The sequence below is a fragment of the Ilumatobacter sp. genome (assembly GCF_046290335.1).
Classification (GTDB): Bacteria; Actinomycetota; Acidimicrobiia; order Acidimicrobiales; family Ilumatobacteraceae; genus Ilumatobacter_A.
On the sequence record NZ_JBKAGH010000004.1, the window covers coordinates 117,015 to 131,442 of the forward strand.

General features: G+C 68.6%; 10 protein-coding genes. 5 read left to right on the forward strand and 5 right to left on the reverse strand.

Features of this window, described 5'->3' with window-relative positions; genetic code table 11:
* Nucleotides 1–3: 3 nt before the first annotated feature.
* Nucleotides 4–1,806: a hypothetical protein gene (locus ACE37B_RS16610; protein WP_409924449.1), complete on the reverse strand. Its 1,803-nt coding sequence runs from the start codon at nt 1,804–1,806 to the stop codon at nt 4–6.
* A 35-nt stretch (nt 1,807–1,841) separates the two neighbouring features.
* On the opposite strand from ACE37B_RS16610, the gene greA reads away from it, so the two are divergent.
* Genes greA through ACE37B_RS16630 form a run of 4 tightly spaced genes read left to right on the forward strand, consistent with a single transcriptional unit; the run spans nt 1,842 to nt 5,662 of the window.
* On the forward strand, nt 1,842–2,291 hold the full coding sequence (gene greA, locus ACE37B_RS16615; RefSeq protein ID WP_409924450.1) for a transcription elongation factor GreA: 450 nt from the start codon (nt 1,842–1,844) through the stop codon (nt 2,289–2,291).
* 14 nt (nt 2,292–2,305) lie between these two features.
* Nucleotides 2,306–3,199 (forward strand): alpha/beta fold hydrolase, encoded by an 894-nt coding sequence (locus ACE37B_RS16620; RefSeq protein ID WP_409924451.1) that lies wholly within the window; start codon nt 2,306–2,308, stop codon nt 3,197–3,199.
* On the forward strand, nt 3,196–4,686 hold the full coding sequence (locus ACE37B_RS16625) for an ABC1 kinase family protein (RefSeq protein ID WP_409924452.1): 1,491 nt from the start codon (nt 3,196–3,198) through the stop codon (nt 4,684–4,686). The genes ACE37B_RS16620 and ACE37B_RS16625 overlap by 4 nt, the downstream gene beginning before the upstream one ends.
* Before the next feature lie 37 nt (nt 4,687–4,723).
* A complete protein-coding gene (locus ACE37B_RS16630) occupies nt 4,724–5,662 on the forward strand; it encodes an FKBP-type peptidyl-prolyl cis-trans isomerase (RefSeq protein WP_409924453.1) in 939 nt (312 codons plus the stop codon).
* 7 nt (nt 5,663–5,669) lie between these two features.
* Here the strand turns inward: ACE37B_RS16630 and ACE37B_RS16635 are convergent, their stop codons facing one another.
* The 4 genes from ACE37B_RS16635 to nadA all read right to left on the reverse strand — a co-directional run bounded on the left by ACE37B_RS16635 (nt 5,670) and on the right by nadA (nt 11,169).
* Nucleotides 5,670–7,394: a putative bifunctional diguanylate cyclase/phosphodiesterase gene (locus ACE37B_RS16635; protein ID WP_409924454.1), complete on the reverse strand. Its 1,725-nt coding sequence runs from the start codon at nt 7,392–7,394 to the stop codon at nt 5,670–5,672.
* A 150-nt stretch (nt 7,395–7,544) separates the two neighbouring features.
* A complete protein-coding gene (gene nadC / locus ACE37B_RS16640) occupies nt 7,545–8,456 on the reverse strand; it encodes a carboxylating nicotinate-nucleotide diphosphorylase (protein WP_409924455.1) in 912 nt (303 codons plus the stop codon).
* Between the two features lie 9 nt (nt 8,457–8,465).
* Nucleotides 8,466–10,175, reverse strand: coding sequence for an L-aspartate oxidase (locus ACE37B_RS16645; RefSeq protein ID WP_409924456.1), 1,710 nt, complete (start codon nt 10,173–10,175; stop codon nt 8,466–8,468).
* Nucleotides 10,176–10,182: 7 nt separating this feature from the next.
* Nucleotides 10,183–11,169 (reverse strand): quinolinate synthase NadA, encoded by a 987-nt coding sequence (gene nadA / locus ACE37B_RS16650; RefSeq protein WP_409924457.1) that lies wholly within the window; start codon nt 11,167–11,169, stop codon nt 10,183–10,185.
* Nucleotides 11,170–11,242: 73 nt separating this feature from the next.
* Between nadA and ACE37B_RS16655 the strand changes: the two genes are divergently transcribed.
* Nucleotides 11,243–14,425, forward strand: coding sequence for a hypothetical protein (locus ACE37B_RS16655; protein WP_409924458.1), 3,183 nt, complete (start codon nt 11,243–11,245; stop codon nt 14,423–14,425).
* Nucleotides 14,426–14,428 lie beyond the last annotated feature (3 nt).

The window sequence follows — 14,428 nt, forward strand, 5'->3', positions numbered from 1 at the left end:
AGCCTAGGGAATCGTCGTGCCGGCGACGGTGGTCGCAGATGTTGGCACCGTGCTGGTCGTCGTGCTCGTGGTCGGGGTGACGGTCGTGCTGGTGGTCGTCGTCGTGCTCGTGGTCGGGGTGACGGTCGTGCTGGTGGTCGTCGTGGTGCTGGTCGTCGTGGTGCTGGTCGTGCTGGTGGTGGTCGTGGTGCTGGTGGTGCTGGTGGTGCTGGTGGTGCTGGTGGTCGTCGTCGGAGGCGGCACGGTCTGCCACGGCGACGTGAACACCTCGGGTCGATATCGACGCGGGTTCGGCCAAGCGTCGCGCAGCATGTCGCGTGCGTTGTTCGACACGGTCACGATCAGATTCCCTGCAGCGTCGCGCTGCGGCAACAGATGCGCGTGGTAGGTGTTCATCGTCGGGTCGGCGCCGCGAGGCAGGAGCGCACGCGACTCCACCGTCGTCCACGGTCCCCACGGCTGCGCAGCCACGTCGAGCGTGAACTCGTCACCCCAGTAGCCGTTGACTGCAGTCGTCGCCACCCACTGCCCGTCGATCAGGCGCGGTTGCATCGGGAACTCGGCCCAGTGACGAGCGAGGATCGGTTGCGCGCCCGCCGGGTCTCGATCCCAACCTTCGGCTCGCCAGTACTCCGGGGCGACGCTCAGCTGTCCCCTCGGGACGCGGGCCAAGAACATCAGCGTCCCACTGTGCGGTCCGTTCGCCCAGCCGCCGCCTCGGGCGAGGTTCTGTTCGAAGGTGTTGCCGAACAGGTAGGTGTGCTCGTCGTCGCTGACGACGGCGTACCCGTAGATCGGCTCCGCGCCGGCGTTCGGCGCCGGGCGGAAGTCGAGGCGAGCGAGCGTCACCGGGTCGTAGGTCGCGAGGTGGGTGGCAACCGGATGCCAGCCGAGGCCGTCGGGCGGGACGGGATCGTCGGCGTCTTTGCGCATCTCGGCCCAGAAGACGTGGAGCACATCCCCATGCCGCTCACCCCCCATCGGCCAGAACCATCGCGACAACGTCGTCGTGCCGGTCCCGTCCTCGAACGGGGCCGGACGCTCGGGGGTGCCGCCGTGGACGAGACGGAAGCACGCGCCGTCCTGGACCAGCGCAGCGTTGTGGACGAACGACGCGCCCCCGAGCGAGTCGGCGGTGCCGGATTGGTCGATGAAGGTGTCTTGGAACAGCCAGAGCGCTCGTCCGCCGCCGAGGTCGTAGACATGCTGATAGTCCCAACCGAGCACGGGTCCGACGCGAGCAGCGAAGAACGCATCGAGTCCGGCCGCCGACGTGTCAGCCGCACAACCGACATCGGTCGAGACGTCGCCCGCAGCGTTGACGATTCTCGACGCTGCCCATGGTGGCGGCGGCGCGGCCGGCGGAGGCGGTGGCGGAGGTTCGTCCGGGATCGGCCGGGCGACCACGGCCGGCGCAGCATCGTCCTGCGCCGGCGCCGTCACAGGTGTCGACCGGGCGTCCGGCTGCTCGACCTCGCTCGCCACGACGGGCGCCGCGTTCGTCGGGACGGTCGGCGGCACGGACGTGGCGCTCGACGACGCCGTGAAGGTCGTGGTCACGGGCACGTCGCCGGTGACCACGACCTCTGACGATGCCAGCCCGGCCGTCTGGCTCGAGTCGCCCGGGGCACGAGACCCGAGACCGAGCAACAGCAGCCCGGTGACGCCGAGCGCTCCTGCGACGGCGAGTGCCCCACCGACGACTCGGCGACGACGCAACGGCAACGCGGCACCGACGACGGGGGGTGGCTGCATCTCGCCGACCGGCGGCGGCCAGCGCGTCGACTCGTCTGGCAGCTCTCCCACCGAGTCGAGCCTACGTTTCGGTAGCCTTGCTCGTCATGGCAAACCCGCAGCTCTCCCAAGCCGCGTACGACCGGTTGCAGGCGGAGTTCACCGACCTGACGACTCGTGGCCGTATCGAGGTGGCGAACAAGATCGAGCGGGCCCGCGAAGAAGGTGACCTCAAGGAGAACGCCGGCTACCACGCGGCCAAAGACGAGCAAGGCCACATGGAAGGCCGAATCCGTCAGCTCGAGCACCTCATCGAAAACGCCGAGATCGTCAACGCGAGTCCGATCTACACCATCGTCTACGACGGCGACTCCGACGACATGGCCGAGCGCTACATGATCGGCAACATGGAAGAACACGCACCCGACGCCGATGTCATCAGCTCGACCTCACCGCTCGGCGCAGCGCTCGAAGGCGCGTCCGTCGGTGACACGATCACCTACGAAGCTCCCAACGGCTCGCTGACGGTCAAGGTCCTGAAGGTCGAATCCGTCTGAGCGCCCCACCTGACGTGGCCGACACCGACGTCCGATCGCCGCGTCCGGCTCGTCCCACGTCGCCCGTCGTGGTCCCCGACCTGCCGCCGGAGCGGCGGATCGAACTCGCCGACCTCGGCGACCTCGTCGTGCGCGAATTCGGCAATCTCGACGGGCCAGCGGTGATCTTGCTGCACGGCTGGACGGCGACTGGCGACCTCAACTGGTTCAAGTGTTACGACGCGCTCGGGGAACGGTACCGCGTCGTCTCCTACGACCATCGTGGACACGGCAGCGGCCTGCGCACGAAGAAGCGGTTTCGACTCGAGGACTGTGCCGACGATGCCGTGGCGGTTGCCGACGCACTCGGCATCGACCGGTTCATCCCGGTCGGCTACTCGATGGGTGGTCCGATCGCACAACTCGTCGGGCACCGGCACCCGGCTCGCGTCGACGGACTCGTCTTGTGCGCCACCGCCGCATTCTTCAGCTCGCGCCGAGCCGAACGATGGTCGTTCCTCGGCCTCACCGGGCTCGCAGCGTTGGCTCGCGTCACGCCCGAACAGGCGCGTTCCTGGCTGACCGAGCAGCTGTACCTGAACCGCAAAGCCGAGCAGTGGGAGCCCTGGGCGATCGAGCAGGCGGCGACCCACGATTGGCGGATGCTGCTCGAAGCAGGCACCGAGATCGGCAACTTCAGTTCGGTGCCGTGGATCGGCCAGATCGACGTCCCCGTGTCGATGGTCGTCACGATGGACGACCAAGTGGTCAGCCGGCGGCGACAGACGAAACTCTTCGAGTTGATCCCGGGCGTCGAGGTTCACCGCGTGCCCGGCGATCACGACGCCGTGGTCGCCGGATCCGACGCGTTCGTCCCGGCACTGTTGCGCGCCGTCGGCTCCGTCGTGCAACGATCGACCTCGCCATGACCGCCAGGCCCGCCATGACCGCCGGGCGCCGGCTGCTCCTCACCGCGAGCGTGCTCGGCGCCGCGGCCGGAGCCGTCGCCCTCGCTCGCCGCCCTACCGCCGTTGGCCACTTCGACCGGTCGTGGACTCGGCGAAGCGCTCGACTCGCCCGGATGGGCGCCCGCGTCGGCGGCACGTATGCGACCACGGCGGCGCGCAAGACGTTCGCGTCGGCCGAGCGACGCGTCGAGCTCGACCGTGCCCGCGAGTTCCGAACCGCCGAGCAGGTCGCGGCCGAACTCGGTCAGATGAAGGGCGCCCTGATGAAGCTCGGCCAGATGGCGAGCTATCTCGACGACGGGTTGCCCGAGCCGCTGCGACTCGCGCTGTCTCAGTTGCAGTCCCAGGCTCCGCCGATGTCGACCGACCTCGCCCGAGCAACGATCGAGGCCGAGTTGGGTCGGTCGATCGACGAGTTGTTCATCGAGTTCGACGACGAGCCGATCGCCGCCGCGTCGATCGGGCAGGTGCACCGTGCGTTGATCGCAGCAACCGATGCCGACGGGCGGGTGATCGAGCGGGCGGTCGCCGTCAAGGTGCAGTACCCGGGCGTGGGTGAGGCGATCGCTTCGGACTTGCGCAACGCCGACATGCTCGGCCTGCTGCTCAAGCAGGGGTTCGGCGGCCTCGACCCGTCCGAGATGGTCGACGAGATCAAGATCCGCCTGGCCGACGAGGTCGACTACGCGCTCGAAGCCGCCAACCAGCAGCGCTTCGCCGACTACTACCGAGATCACCCGTTCATCCGTGTTCCCGACGTCGTCGCCGCCTACTCGACGACGCGGGTGCTCACCACCGAACTCGCCACCGGGCACCGCTGGTCGGAGATGCTCGAGCGCGGCCAAGCGACGCGCGACCACGTCGGCGAGATCATCTTCCGATTCGTGTTCCGGTCGCTGTACCGCTTCGGCGCGTTCAACGGCGACCCGCACCCCGGCAACTACCTGTTCCACGACGACGGCACCGTCACGTTCCTCGACTTCGGGCTCGTCAAACACTTCACCCCCGACGAGCTCACCACGTTCGGGTCGATGGTGAAGGCGGCGGCCGTCGACCACGATCCGGAGGAGTTCCGACGGATCCTCGAACGCGTGGGGATGCTCTTGGCGGACGCTCCGGTCGACACCGACGCTGTGGGCGAGTACTTCTCGCTGTTCTACGAGACGGTCCGTACCGATGCCGAGATGACCTGGACCCGTGAGTATGCGAACTCGGTCGTGCGCCACACGTTCGACCGAACCAGCCCGATCAGTCAGTACGCGACCGTGCCGCGAGCGTTCGTCTTCATCCAGCGCATCAACCTCGGCCTCTACGCGCTCCTCGGCGAACTCGGCGCCACCGGCAACTACCGGCGCATCGCCTCCGAACTCTGGCCGTTCGTCGACGCGGCGCCGAGTACCGAACTCGGTCGAGCCGAGGCAGCCTGGTTGGCCTCACGTCCCGCGTGACACCGCCGACGCCGAAGTCGCCAGTAGCGTCGTCGCAATGCGCCGAACTGCTCACTTCGTCATCATCGGACTCTTCGCTGTGACGGCCTGTGGGAGCGACGGCGGCGAGACGGCCGACGACGGACCCGTCGACACGAGCGAATCGGCCGGCCAGGAATCCAGCGCCGAGTCGCCCACGACCGACGAGGCTCCCGAGACGACGTTCGAAGACGTCGGGCCGCCGCCCACCAGCCCTGACAAGCCGGAGGTCGAGATCCCCGCCGAGGCTCCGACCGAACTCGTGCGCACCGTGCTGATCGAAGGTGCGGGCGATCCGGCCGAAACCGGCGACACGCTCATCGTCGACTACATCGGCGTCCGGTCTGAGGATGGCGTCGAGTTCGACAACAGCTACGACCGCGCGCCGTTCCCGGTGACTCTCGGCTCTGGCGGCGTCATCGCCGGTTGGGAAGACGGTCTCCTCGGTGCGCTGCCCGGTGAGCGAGTCCAGCTCGACATCCCCAGCGAACTCGCGTACGGCGACGCCGAGCGCAGCGAGGTGATCCGAGCCAACGAAGACCTCACGTTCGTGATCGATGTCCGCTCCGTGGTCCGCCAGGCGGACCCGGCGGACGCCCCGACCGAGCCCGGCGTGGAACTGTCCGAGGGTGCGCTCGAGACGACCTTCGAAGATCTCGTCGTCGGCGACGGTGCGGTCCTCGAACTCGGCAAGACGGCGCTGATCCGCTACGTCAACTTCCGCGGTGACAACGGCGTGGCCATCGAATCCAACTGGAGCAATGATCCCCTGCAGATCCCGTACACCGATCAGCTCATCCCCGGGCTGCTCAGCGGGATGGACGGAATGGCGGTGGGCGGTCGGCGGGCGATCACGATCCCGCCGTCCGATGGCTTCGGCGATGCGGGCAACCCCCAGGGCGGCCTGCCCGCCAACACCGACATGATCTTCGTCGTCGAACTCGTCGGCACGTACTGACCAGCGACTACTGGTCGTCGGCTCCTCGGGGCTCGACCAGGGGCCAGATCGCTGCCACCATCGGGAAACGTGGCTCGCGTCGCGGACGCGAGTACAGGTAGCCCTGCGCGACATCGATACCGGCCTGGCGGGCTGCGTTCGCGAGTCTCGCCGTCTCCACCCCTTCGGCGACGACGCGCATGCCGAGTCGATGCGCGAGCGCGACGATCGCATCGACGATCGCTGCGTCTCGATGGTCGTCGAGCATGCGCGAGATGAAGTGTCGGTCGATCTTGACCTCGTCGACGTCGAAGAGACCGAGTCTGGCGAGCGACGAGTACGCGGTGCCGAAGTCGTCGAGCGACACCGACACCCCGAGGGCCCGCACCATCGCGATCGTCTCGAACGCCATCGGTGACGCGATGTCGGTGTCGACCTCGACGATCTCGATCGTGAGTCGCGACGGGTCGAACCCGGTCGAGCCGAGCAGCGCGGTGAGCCGGGCGGCGAAGCTGGCGTCGCACAGGTCGCCGACGACGACGTTGACCGACAGACGAAGGTGTTCGGGCCATGCGCAGGCGGCACGGATCGACTGCGACATCATCGTCTCGGTCAGTCGACGATGGAGACCGGTGAGGTCGACCAGGTCGATCAGTTCGCCGGCCGAGACGAGGCCGAACTCGTCATGCTCCCATCGGGCGAGCGCTTCGACGCCGACGACGTCACCGGTTCGCAGGTCGACTTGCGTCTGGAACCATGGGTGGACCGCACCGTTGACGACCGCGTCGGGAAGGTCGAGCACGAGTTGTAGACGTCGGCGGCTGTGCGGGTCGTCTTTCGACTGATACCACGACGACGCGACGCCCGACCGCTTGGCGTGATACATCGCGATGTCGGCGCACCGCAGCAGGTGCTCGTGGTCGACGTCGGTCGTGTGGGCGATGCCGATCGATCCTTCGGCCACGATCGACAGTTTGCGGACCATCATCGGCTCACGCCAGATGCGGTGGACGTCGGCGGCGATGCGCTCGGCGACGTGACGTCCCCCTGGCACGACCACGGCGAACTCGTCACCACCGAGACGCGCGACCAGCACGTCGTCGTCGAGCCCGGCCAGGCGATCGGCGATCGAACACAGCACCTCGTCACCGAAGTCGTGGCCGAGCGTGTCGTTGATCTCCTTGAAGTTGTCCATGTCGACGAGCAGCAGGCCGACGTCGTCGTCCTCACCGAGCGAATCGAGTTCGGCGCGCAGGACTCGCCGGTTCGGGAGTCCGGTGAGTGCGTCGTGCTCGGCTTGCCACTGTGCCGACTTGGCGATCTCCTCGGCTTGCAGGACGGCGCTGCTCCGGTTGCGCACGGTGTGGATCGACAACACCAGCCCGAGGCAGACGACGACGCCGGCGTTCGACACCTCGGTCACCATCGGCGGGACGACGGCCGCCAGCACGGTCGGGATCGCGACACGGCGAAGCCATCGGCGATCGAGGTACGCCGCGTTGGCGCCGAGCGACCCGACGGTGACGATGTTCGCGCCCACGTAGGCGGCGGGGGTCAGCACCCCGGCGAGCAACGCCAGCGAATGCTCGACGACGAGCATGAAGCCGAGGCGGTCGACGACGTGATCGGTGCGACGGTTGATGAACAGCGTCGCCACGACCTGCACGACCACGATGATCCCGGCGAGCGCGAACCGATTCGGCCCGAGCGGCAGCACCATCGCGAGCATGCAGATCGTGACCGTGAGCACCACTCGCTGCACGGTCGGGTCTCGCCGCTCCCACGGATTGGGCAGCTCGTTCGTGTGCGGGCGCGCGCCACCACCCTGCGAAGGCGGTGACGTTCGAACGGGCACGGCGTTGGTATCGGCGCGAACCCGCTCCGACATGAGCGAGTGAGACTGTCAGAACACCGAATGCAGGTCGAGGCCGATGTCGAGCACGCTGGCCGAATGCGTGAGTTCACCGACGGCGATCAGGTCGACGCCCGTCTCGGCGACCCGCCGGGCCGTTTCCAGCGTGAGCCCGCCGCTCGCTTCGAGCCGCACGTCCGGGTTCATCTCGTTGCGAATCGCGACCGCCTCGCGCATGGCGTCGAGCGAGAAGTTGTCGATGAGCACCTCGTCGGCCCCGGCGGCGATGGCCTCACGCAACCCGTCGAGCGAGTCGACTTCGATCTCGACCGGCATCGTGCCGACGAGCGCACGCACCAGTGCGTACGCTTCGGCGACGCCGCCGGCCGCAGCGATGTGGTTGTCTTTCACCAACGCCATGTCCGACAGACCCATCCGGTGATTGACCCCACCCCCGCAGCGCACGGCGTACTTCTCGAGTGCGCGCAGCCCGGGCATCGTCTTGCGCGTGTCACGGACGCTCGCCGACGTGCCCACCAAGGCATCGGCCCAACGGCGCGTCAGCGTCGCCACTCCGGAGAGATGACAGAGCAGATTCAGCGCCGTCCGCTCGGCCGTGAGCATGGACCGCGTCGGAGCGGTGACACGAGCGATGTCGGTGCCGGCGTCGACCCGCGCACCGTCGTCGACCAGGAGCTCGAACTCACTGGCTGCGTCGCCGCACACCGTCTCGATGACCGCGGCGGCCACTGCGAGGCCGGCGATGACGCCCGGCGATCGAGCTCCGAAGGTCGCCACACTTCGTTGGTGTGCGGGAATCGTGGCCATCGACGTGACGTCGACGCCACCCAGCAGGTCCTCCTGGACCGTCGAGCGGATCAGAAAGGCCACCGCATCCGGATCGAGACCAGCCTCGCCGAGCATCGACCGGGTCGATTCCGACAGCGGATGCAGCACGAACACGAGGCGATCCTAGGTCGCGCTCGGTCGAGCGGACCCGGGCTGGACGTCGATCGCACCAGTCGCGTCGAGCCAGACGCCGAGGTGACGTACCCACGACGGGTCGGATGCCGGATGGTCGCTGCGTCGATGACAGCCGCGGCTCTCGGTGCGAGCGAGGGCGCTCGACACCACCGCAGAACCAACGGTGAGCAGGTTGGTCGCCTCCCACGACCGGCGGTCGGGTTCGACGTCTGGCCCGAGTTGCCGAGCGATCGACCCGAGTGCTCCGAGTGCGGCGGCAAGCGAGGATGCGCTGCGCAGCACACCGACGTGGCGTGACATCGCGGCCCGAACCTCACGCAACCGGATCGGGTCGAAGAGCACCGACTCGAACGAGAGCACGTTGCCGAAGTCGGTGGCGGAATCGGGGATGACCCGCGCCCGGGTCGGCAACTCCCACGCGAGATCTCTGCCGACTCGCGTCCCGGCGACGATCGATTCGGTCAGGCTGTTGGAGGCGAGCCGATTCGCTCCGTGGACGCCGGTCGAGGCGACCTCACCGACCGCGTAGAGCCCGCGCAGTGCCGTCGCGCCGTCGAGACCGGCGACGATGCCGCCGCAGGAATAGTGCGCGGCCGGAGCGACCGGGATCCGATCCGTCGCCGGATCGAGACCGATCTCGCGACACGCGTCGGTGATCGACGGGAACCGCTCGTGAAACCGCTCGCCGAGGTGGGTTGCATCGAGGTAGACGTGGTCGTCGACACCACCCGGCGCCAGCGCCATGCGGTCGCTGATCGCCGCGGAGACGACGTCGCGCGGCGCGAGATCTTCCTGCGGATGGACCCCGGTCATGATCCGGTCGCCGGCTGCGTCGAGGAGGATCGCGCCTTCTCCGCGCACCGCCTCCGACACGAGCGCCTGCTGCCCGCGTGCCTCGGGTCCGCGCCAGAGAACGGTCGGATGGAACTGGACGAACTCCATGTCGCGCACCGGGACGCCGGCGCGCAACGCCATCGCGATGCCGTCGCCGGTCACCGCGGGCGGGTTCGAGGTCGACGCGAACACCTGCCCGTAGCCGCCGCTCGCCATCACGACGGCCCGAGCCGTGATCGTGCCGACCGACTGCACGACGCCGTGTGCGTCGGTGCGTGCGACACGCACGCCGGCCACTTGCTCGACGCCGTCGACGCCGACGCCGACCACGAGGTCGAGCGCGAAGGCGTGGTTCATGACGTCGACGCCCGCGGCGACCGCGGATTCGTCGAGTGTGCGTTGCACCTCGGCTCCGGAACGATCGCCACCGGAGTGGACGATGCGATCGTGGCTGTGTCCGCCTTCCCGAGTGAGGGCGATGTCGAGGTCGAGGCCGTCACGGAGCTGGCCCGTCGCGCTCGGATCGAAGGCCGCCCCGAGGCGCATCAGATAGCGGATCGAGGTCGGCGCGTCGGCCACCAGTTGCCGGACCGCTGCCTCGTCGCAGAGGCCCGCTCCCGCCTCCAGCGTGTCGCGGACGTGATGCTCCAGCGAGTCTGCCGGGTCGAGCACGCCGGCGAGTCCACCTTGCGCCCACTGCGTGGACCCGGCCGACAGCACGTCCTTCGTGACGACCAGCACGCTGCGGACCGGGCGCGCCGCGAGCGCGGCCGACAACCCGGCAGCGCCGGATCCGAGCACGACGATGTCGACGTCGCGCTCCCACGTTGAGGCTGGTGCCGCCAGTTGCCGGGGCAGGCTCATCGATCCGTCACTCGGCTGTCGGCGAGGGCGTGCCGATCGCGATCATCCGCTCGACCGACTGTCGGGCGGCATCGGCGATCTCTCGATCGAGGGTGACCTCGTCGCGCCCGTCGCGCAGCGATCGCAGGAGCTTGGCGGGCGTGATCATCTTCATGTACTTGCAGACGGCGGCGCGGTTGACCGGTTGGAAGTCGACGTGCGGGGCGGCCTTGGCAAGCTGATGGATCATCCCGGTCTCGGTCGCCACCAGCACCGTCGAGGCCGTGGTCTCACGAGCGGCTCGGATCATGCCGCCGGTCGACAGGATCTTCGTGCGCTCCTCGGGCACGACGCCTGCGCCGACGAGGTACAGCGCGCTCGTGGCGCAGCCGCACTCGGGATGCACGAACAACTCGGCGTCGGGCTCCGCGTCGACCCGATCCTTCAGGTCGGCCCCGTTGATCCCGGCGTGAACGTGGCATTCCCCCATCCAGATGTGCATGTTCTCCCGGCCGGTGAGCCGTTGCACGTGCGCGCCGAGGAACTGGTCGGGGCAGAACAGGATCTCCTGGTCGGCCGGAATCGACGCGACGACGTCGACCGCATTGGACGACGTGCAGCAGATGTCGGTTTCGGCCTTCACCGCTGCAGTGGTGTTGACATAGGAAACGACTGCGGCACCGGGGTGCTCGGCTTTCCACGCTCGGAGCTGATCGGCGGTGATCGTCTCGGCGAGTGAGCAGCCCGCTCGCTCGTCGGGGATCAACACCGTCTTGTCGTAGCTGAGGATCTTGGCCGATTCCGCCATGAAGTGGACCCCGCAGAACACGATCGTCGACGCGTCGACCTCGGCCGCGATTCTCGACAAGCCGAGCGAATCGCCGGTGTGATGCGCGATGTCTTGGATCTCGGGGAGCTGATAGTTGTGCGCCAGGATCACCGCATCGCGCTGCGCAGCGAGTTCGAGCACCTGCTCGCGCCAGTCGGAGGGCAGGACGTCCACGGGTTCGGCCATGTGCCGATCGTAGGCGTGCGCCTGAGTAGCGACTACTCATGCGTTCCCGTGGGGGCTCGTCGAAGATGTGAGCATGCTGCGCCACCTGACCGTCGTCACGCTGGTCACCGCCTCGATCGCGGTGATCGCTCCGTCGTCACCCGTCCATGCCGTCACCCGTTCGGTCACGAACGGCACCGAGCTACGCGCAGCGTTCAGCGAGGCGAACAGCAACCCGAGCATCGATCGCATCGTGATCAACGCCTCGTCGGTCACCATCGGCGGGTGCAATGTGCCGCCGTTCGGGGTCGACCCCGACAACGCCAACGTCTCCGGTGACCTCGACTTCACCGGCGACCAGGACCTCACGGTCGTCGGGAACAGCGCAGCGCGGACCGTGATCGTCCAGTCGTGTGACGGCGATCGCACCATCGACCACCGAGGCTCGGGAACGCTGCGGCTCGAGCATCTCAACGTGAGCGACAACGACCTCGCCGACGTGCCGATCGGGACGGGAGCGCTGACGAGTGACTTCTCCGGCGCGGGTGTACGCGCGGCGGTCGGCACCCTCGAACTGGTCGACATGTTGTTCAGCGACAACGCGGCATCCGATGCCGCGGACGCGGTCGCCGGGTTCGGCAACGCGCAGGTGGCAGGCGACGGCGGGGCGGTGTTCTCCGCCGGCCCGGTGATCGTGATCGACTCCGAGTTCACGAACAATCGGGCGGGGAACGGCGGCGACGGCAACGACAACGGCGACGTCCCGTCGGGCGGAGGCAGCGGTGGCGCGATCAGCACACGGTTCTCCTCGCTGACGATCTCCGGTTCGGAGTTCGTGGCCAACCATGCCGGCAACGGCGGAGGGGGCAACGACCAGACCGGAGGGTTCGGCGGATCGGGTGGCGCGATCAGGGGTGACGAGGTCACGGCCACCGACAGCATCTTCCGGTCGAACCGTGCCGGTGCCGGCGGATCGTCCGTCACGTCGGGGGGAGGTCTGGGCGGCGCCGGCGGCTCGATCAGCGCCGCCGAGTTGACGTTGTCGGGGGTCGACGTCAGCTCGTCGTCGGCCGGTGCAGGCGGCGGGACCTTCTCCGCGGTCGGCGGACGAGGTGGCAACGGCGGCGGCGTGACCGCGTTCAGTGCGGACATCACCGGCAGTGAATTCGACAACAACCGTGCTGGGGCGGCCGGTGTCGGTGGCTTCGGCACCGGCGGTGCAGGAGGTGACGGCGGGGGGCTGCACATCACCAGCCGCCTCGACCTCGACGACTCCTACGTCCACGACAACCGGAGCGGCCGAGGCGGTGACGGAACGACCGGTGGCGTCGGCGGCAACGGCGGCGGTGCGGCGATCGTGTCGCCCGCAGCGACGGCCACGGTCACCGCCACCGTGTTCGACGACAACGTCACCGGCGACGGCGGGGTCGGTTCCCTCTTCGGTGGCCGGCAAGCGGCCGGACACGGCGGAGGGGTGTACGGCGAATCGAACTTCAACCGCGCCTTCGACGCGACCAACACGACCTTCATGTTCAACGAGGTCGGCGACGGGGGCGGCGCTCGGGGTGCGGCGGTCGCCGCCGACAACGTGACCCTGACGTTCGTGACGATGACCAACAACGGCGGTCCCGCCGCGCTCGACTTCACCGGGAACGGCTTGGGAGGCTTCGACTTCGTCACCGCATCGGTGATCGGTGACAACGCCGGGGCGAACTGCGCCGACCCCTTCGTGACCCAGTCCGGCGGCTACAACGTCGAGCAGGGCGACTCCTGCGGCTTCGGCGCGCCGACCGACCTGACGAACAGCCCGACCGGGCTCGGCGCCATCGTCGGCGGACCAGACGGCGATGTCCAACCGAACTCTGACGGCATCGGGCGAGGCCCCGAACTCGGCTCGGCGCTGTTCTCGCACATCCCCGTGTCGGCCTGCACCTCCGGCTTCAACATCGGACCGGTCTCCAACGACCAGTGGGGGACCGCTCGACCGTCGGGGGATGGCTGCGAGCCCGGCGCCATCGAGATCGGCGGGATCCGCAACCCCCCGCCCGATCCCGACGACCCGATCATCATCATCGGCCCACCGACCACGCCCCCGGGGTCTCCGGGCTCGGGTGGGGCGTCGAAGTTCGTGCCGTTGCCGCCGGAGCGATTGTTCGACACCCGCGAGAGCGAGGCGGCACCGGGCCCGAAAGGCAAGGTCGCTCCCGACTCCTCGATCGACGTGCAGATCACCGGGGTCGCCGGCATCCCGAGCGACGCCGTCGCCGTCGTGATGAACGTCGCGGCCATCAACTCGACCGGCGCCGGGTTCGTCACGACGTGGCCGACCGGCGCCGATCGACCGCTCGCCGCCACACACAACCTGGTCGCGGCCGGCCAGACCCGACCCAATCTCGTCACCGTTCCGATCGGGGCTGGCGGCAAGGTGTCGATCTACACCCAAGGCGGCGCGCACTTCGCCGGCGACGTCGCCGGGTACTACGTCGAGGTCGGCCTCGGCTCCGACGACGGCCGCATCGTCACGGTGGATCCACAACGCCTGTTCGACACCCGCGAGTCCCAGCCGGGCTCCGGTCCGAAAGGCAAAGTCCCAGCGGGCGACACGATCGACGTCCAAGTCACCGGCGTCGCCGGCATCCCGTCCACCGGCGTCGCCGCCGTCGTCATCAACCTCGCCGGCATCCAAGCCACAGGTCCCGGATTCGTCACCGCCTTCCCCGACGGCGCAGCACGACCGCTCGCCGCAGTACTCAACCTCACCGAACCCGGCGCCACCAACTCGAACCTCGTCATGCTGCCGGTCAGCACCGACGGCAAGATCAGCCTGTTCACCAGCGGTGGCGCGCACCTGTCAGGAGACGTCACCGGCTACGTCACCGCAGACGGCGGGCCACTCCGATTCGACGGGTTGTTCGTGCCACTCACACCCACACGAGTCTTCGACACCCGCCCCGGCTCGGAAGGCGCCGGACCCAAAGGATTCATCGACGCCGGCGACACGATCCAGGCACTCGTCGACGCTGCCGTCGGGATCCCCGACGACGCATCCGGCGCGATCCTCAACGTCGCCGGCGTACGAGCCACCAACCGCGGGTTCGTCACCGGCTACCCCACCGGCACCGACCGGCCGCTGAGCGCCACACTCAACCTGGGTGGACCCGACGACACGCGACCCAACGCGGCGATCCTCCCGATCGGCACCGGCGATCAGATCTCGTTCTTCTCCGAAGCCGGCACCCACCTCGTCGTCGACACCACCGGCTACCTCACCGGCTGAGCG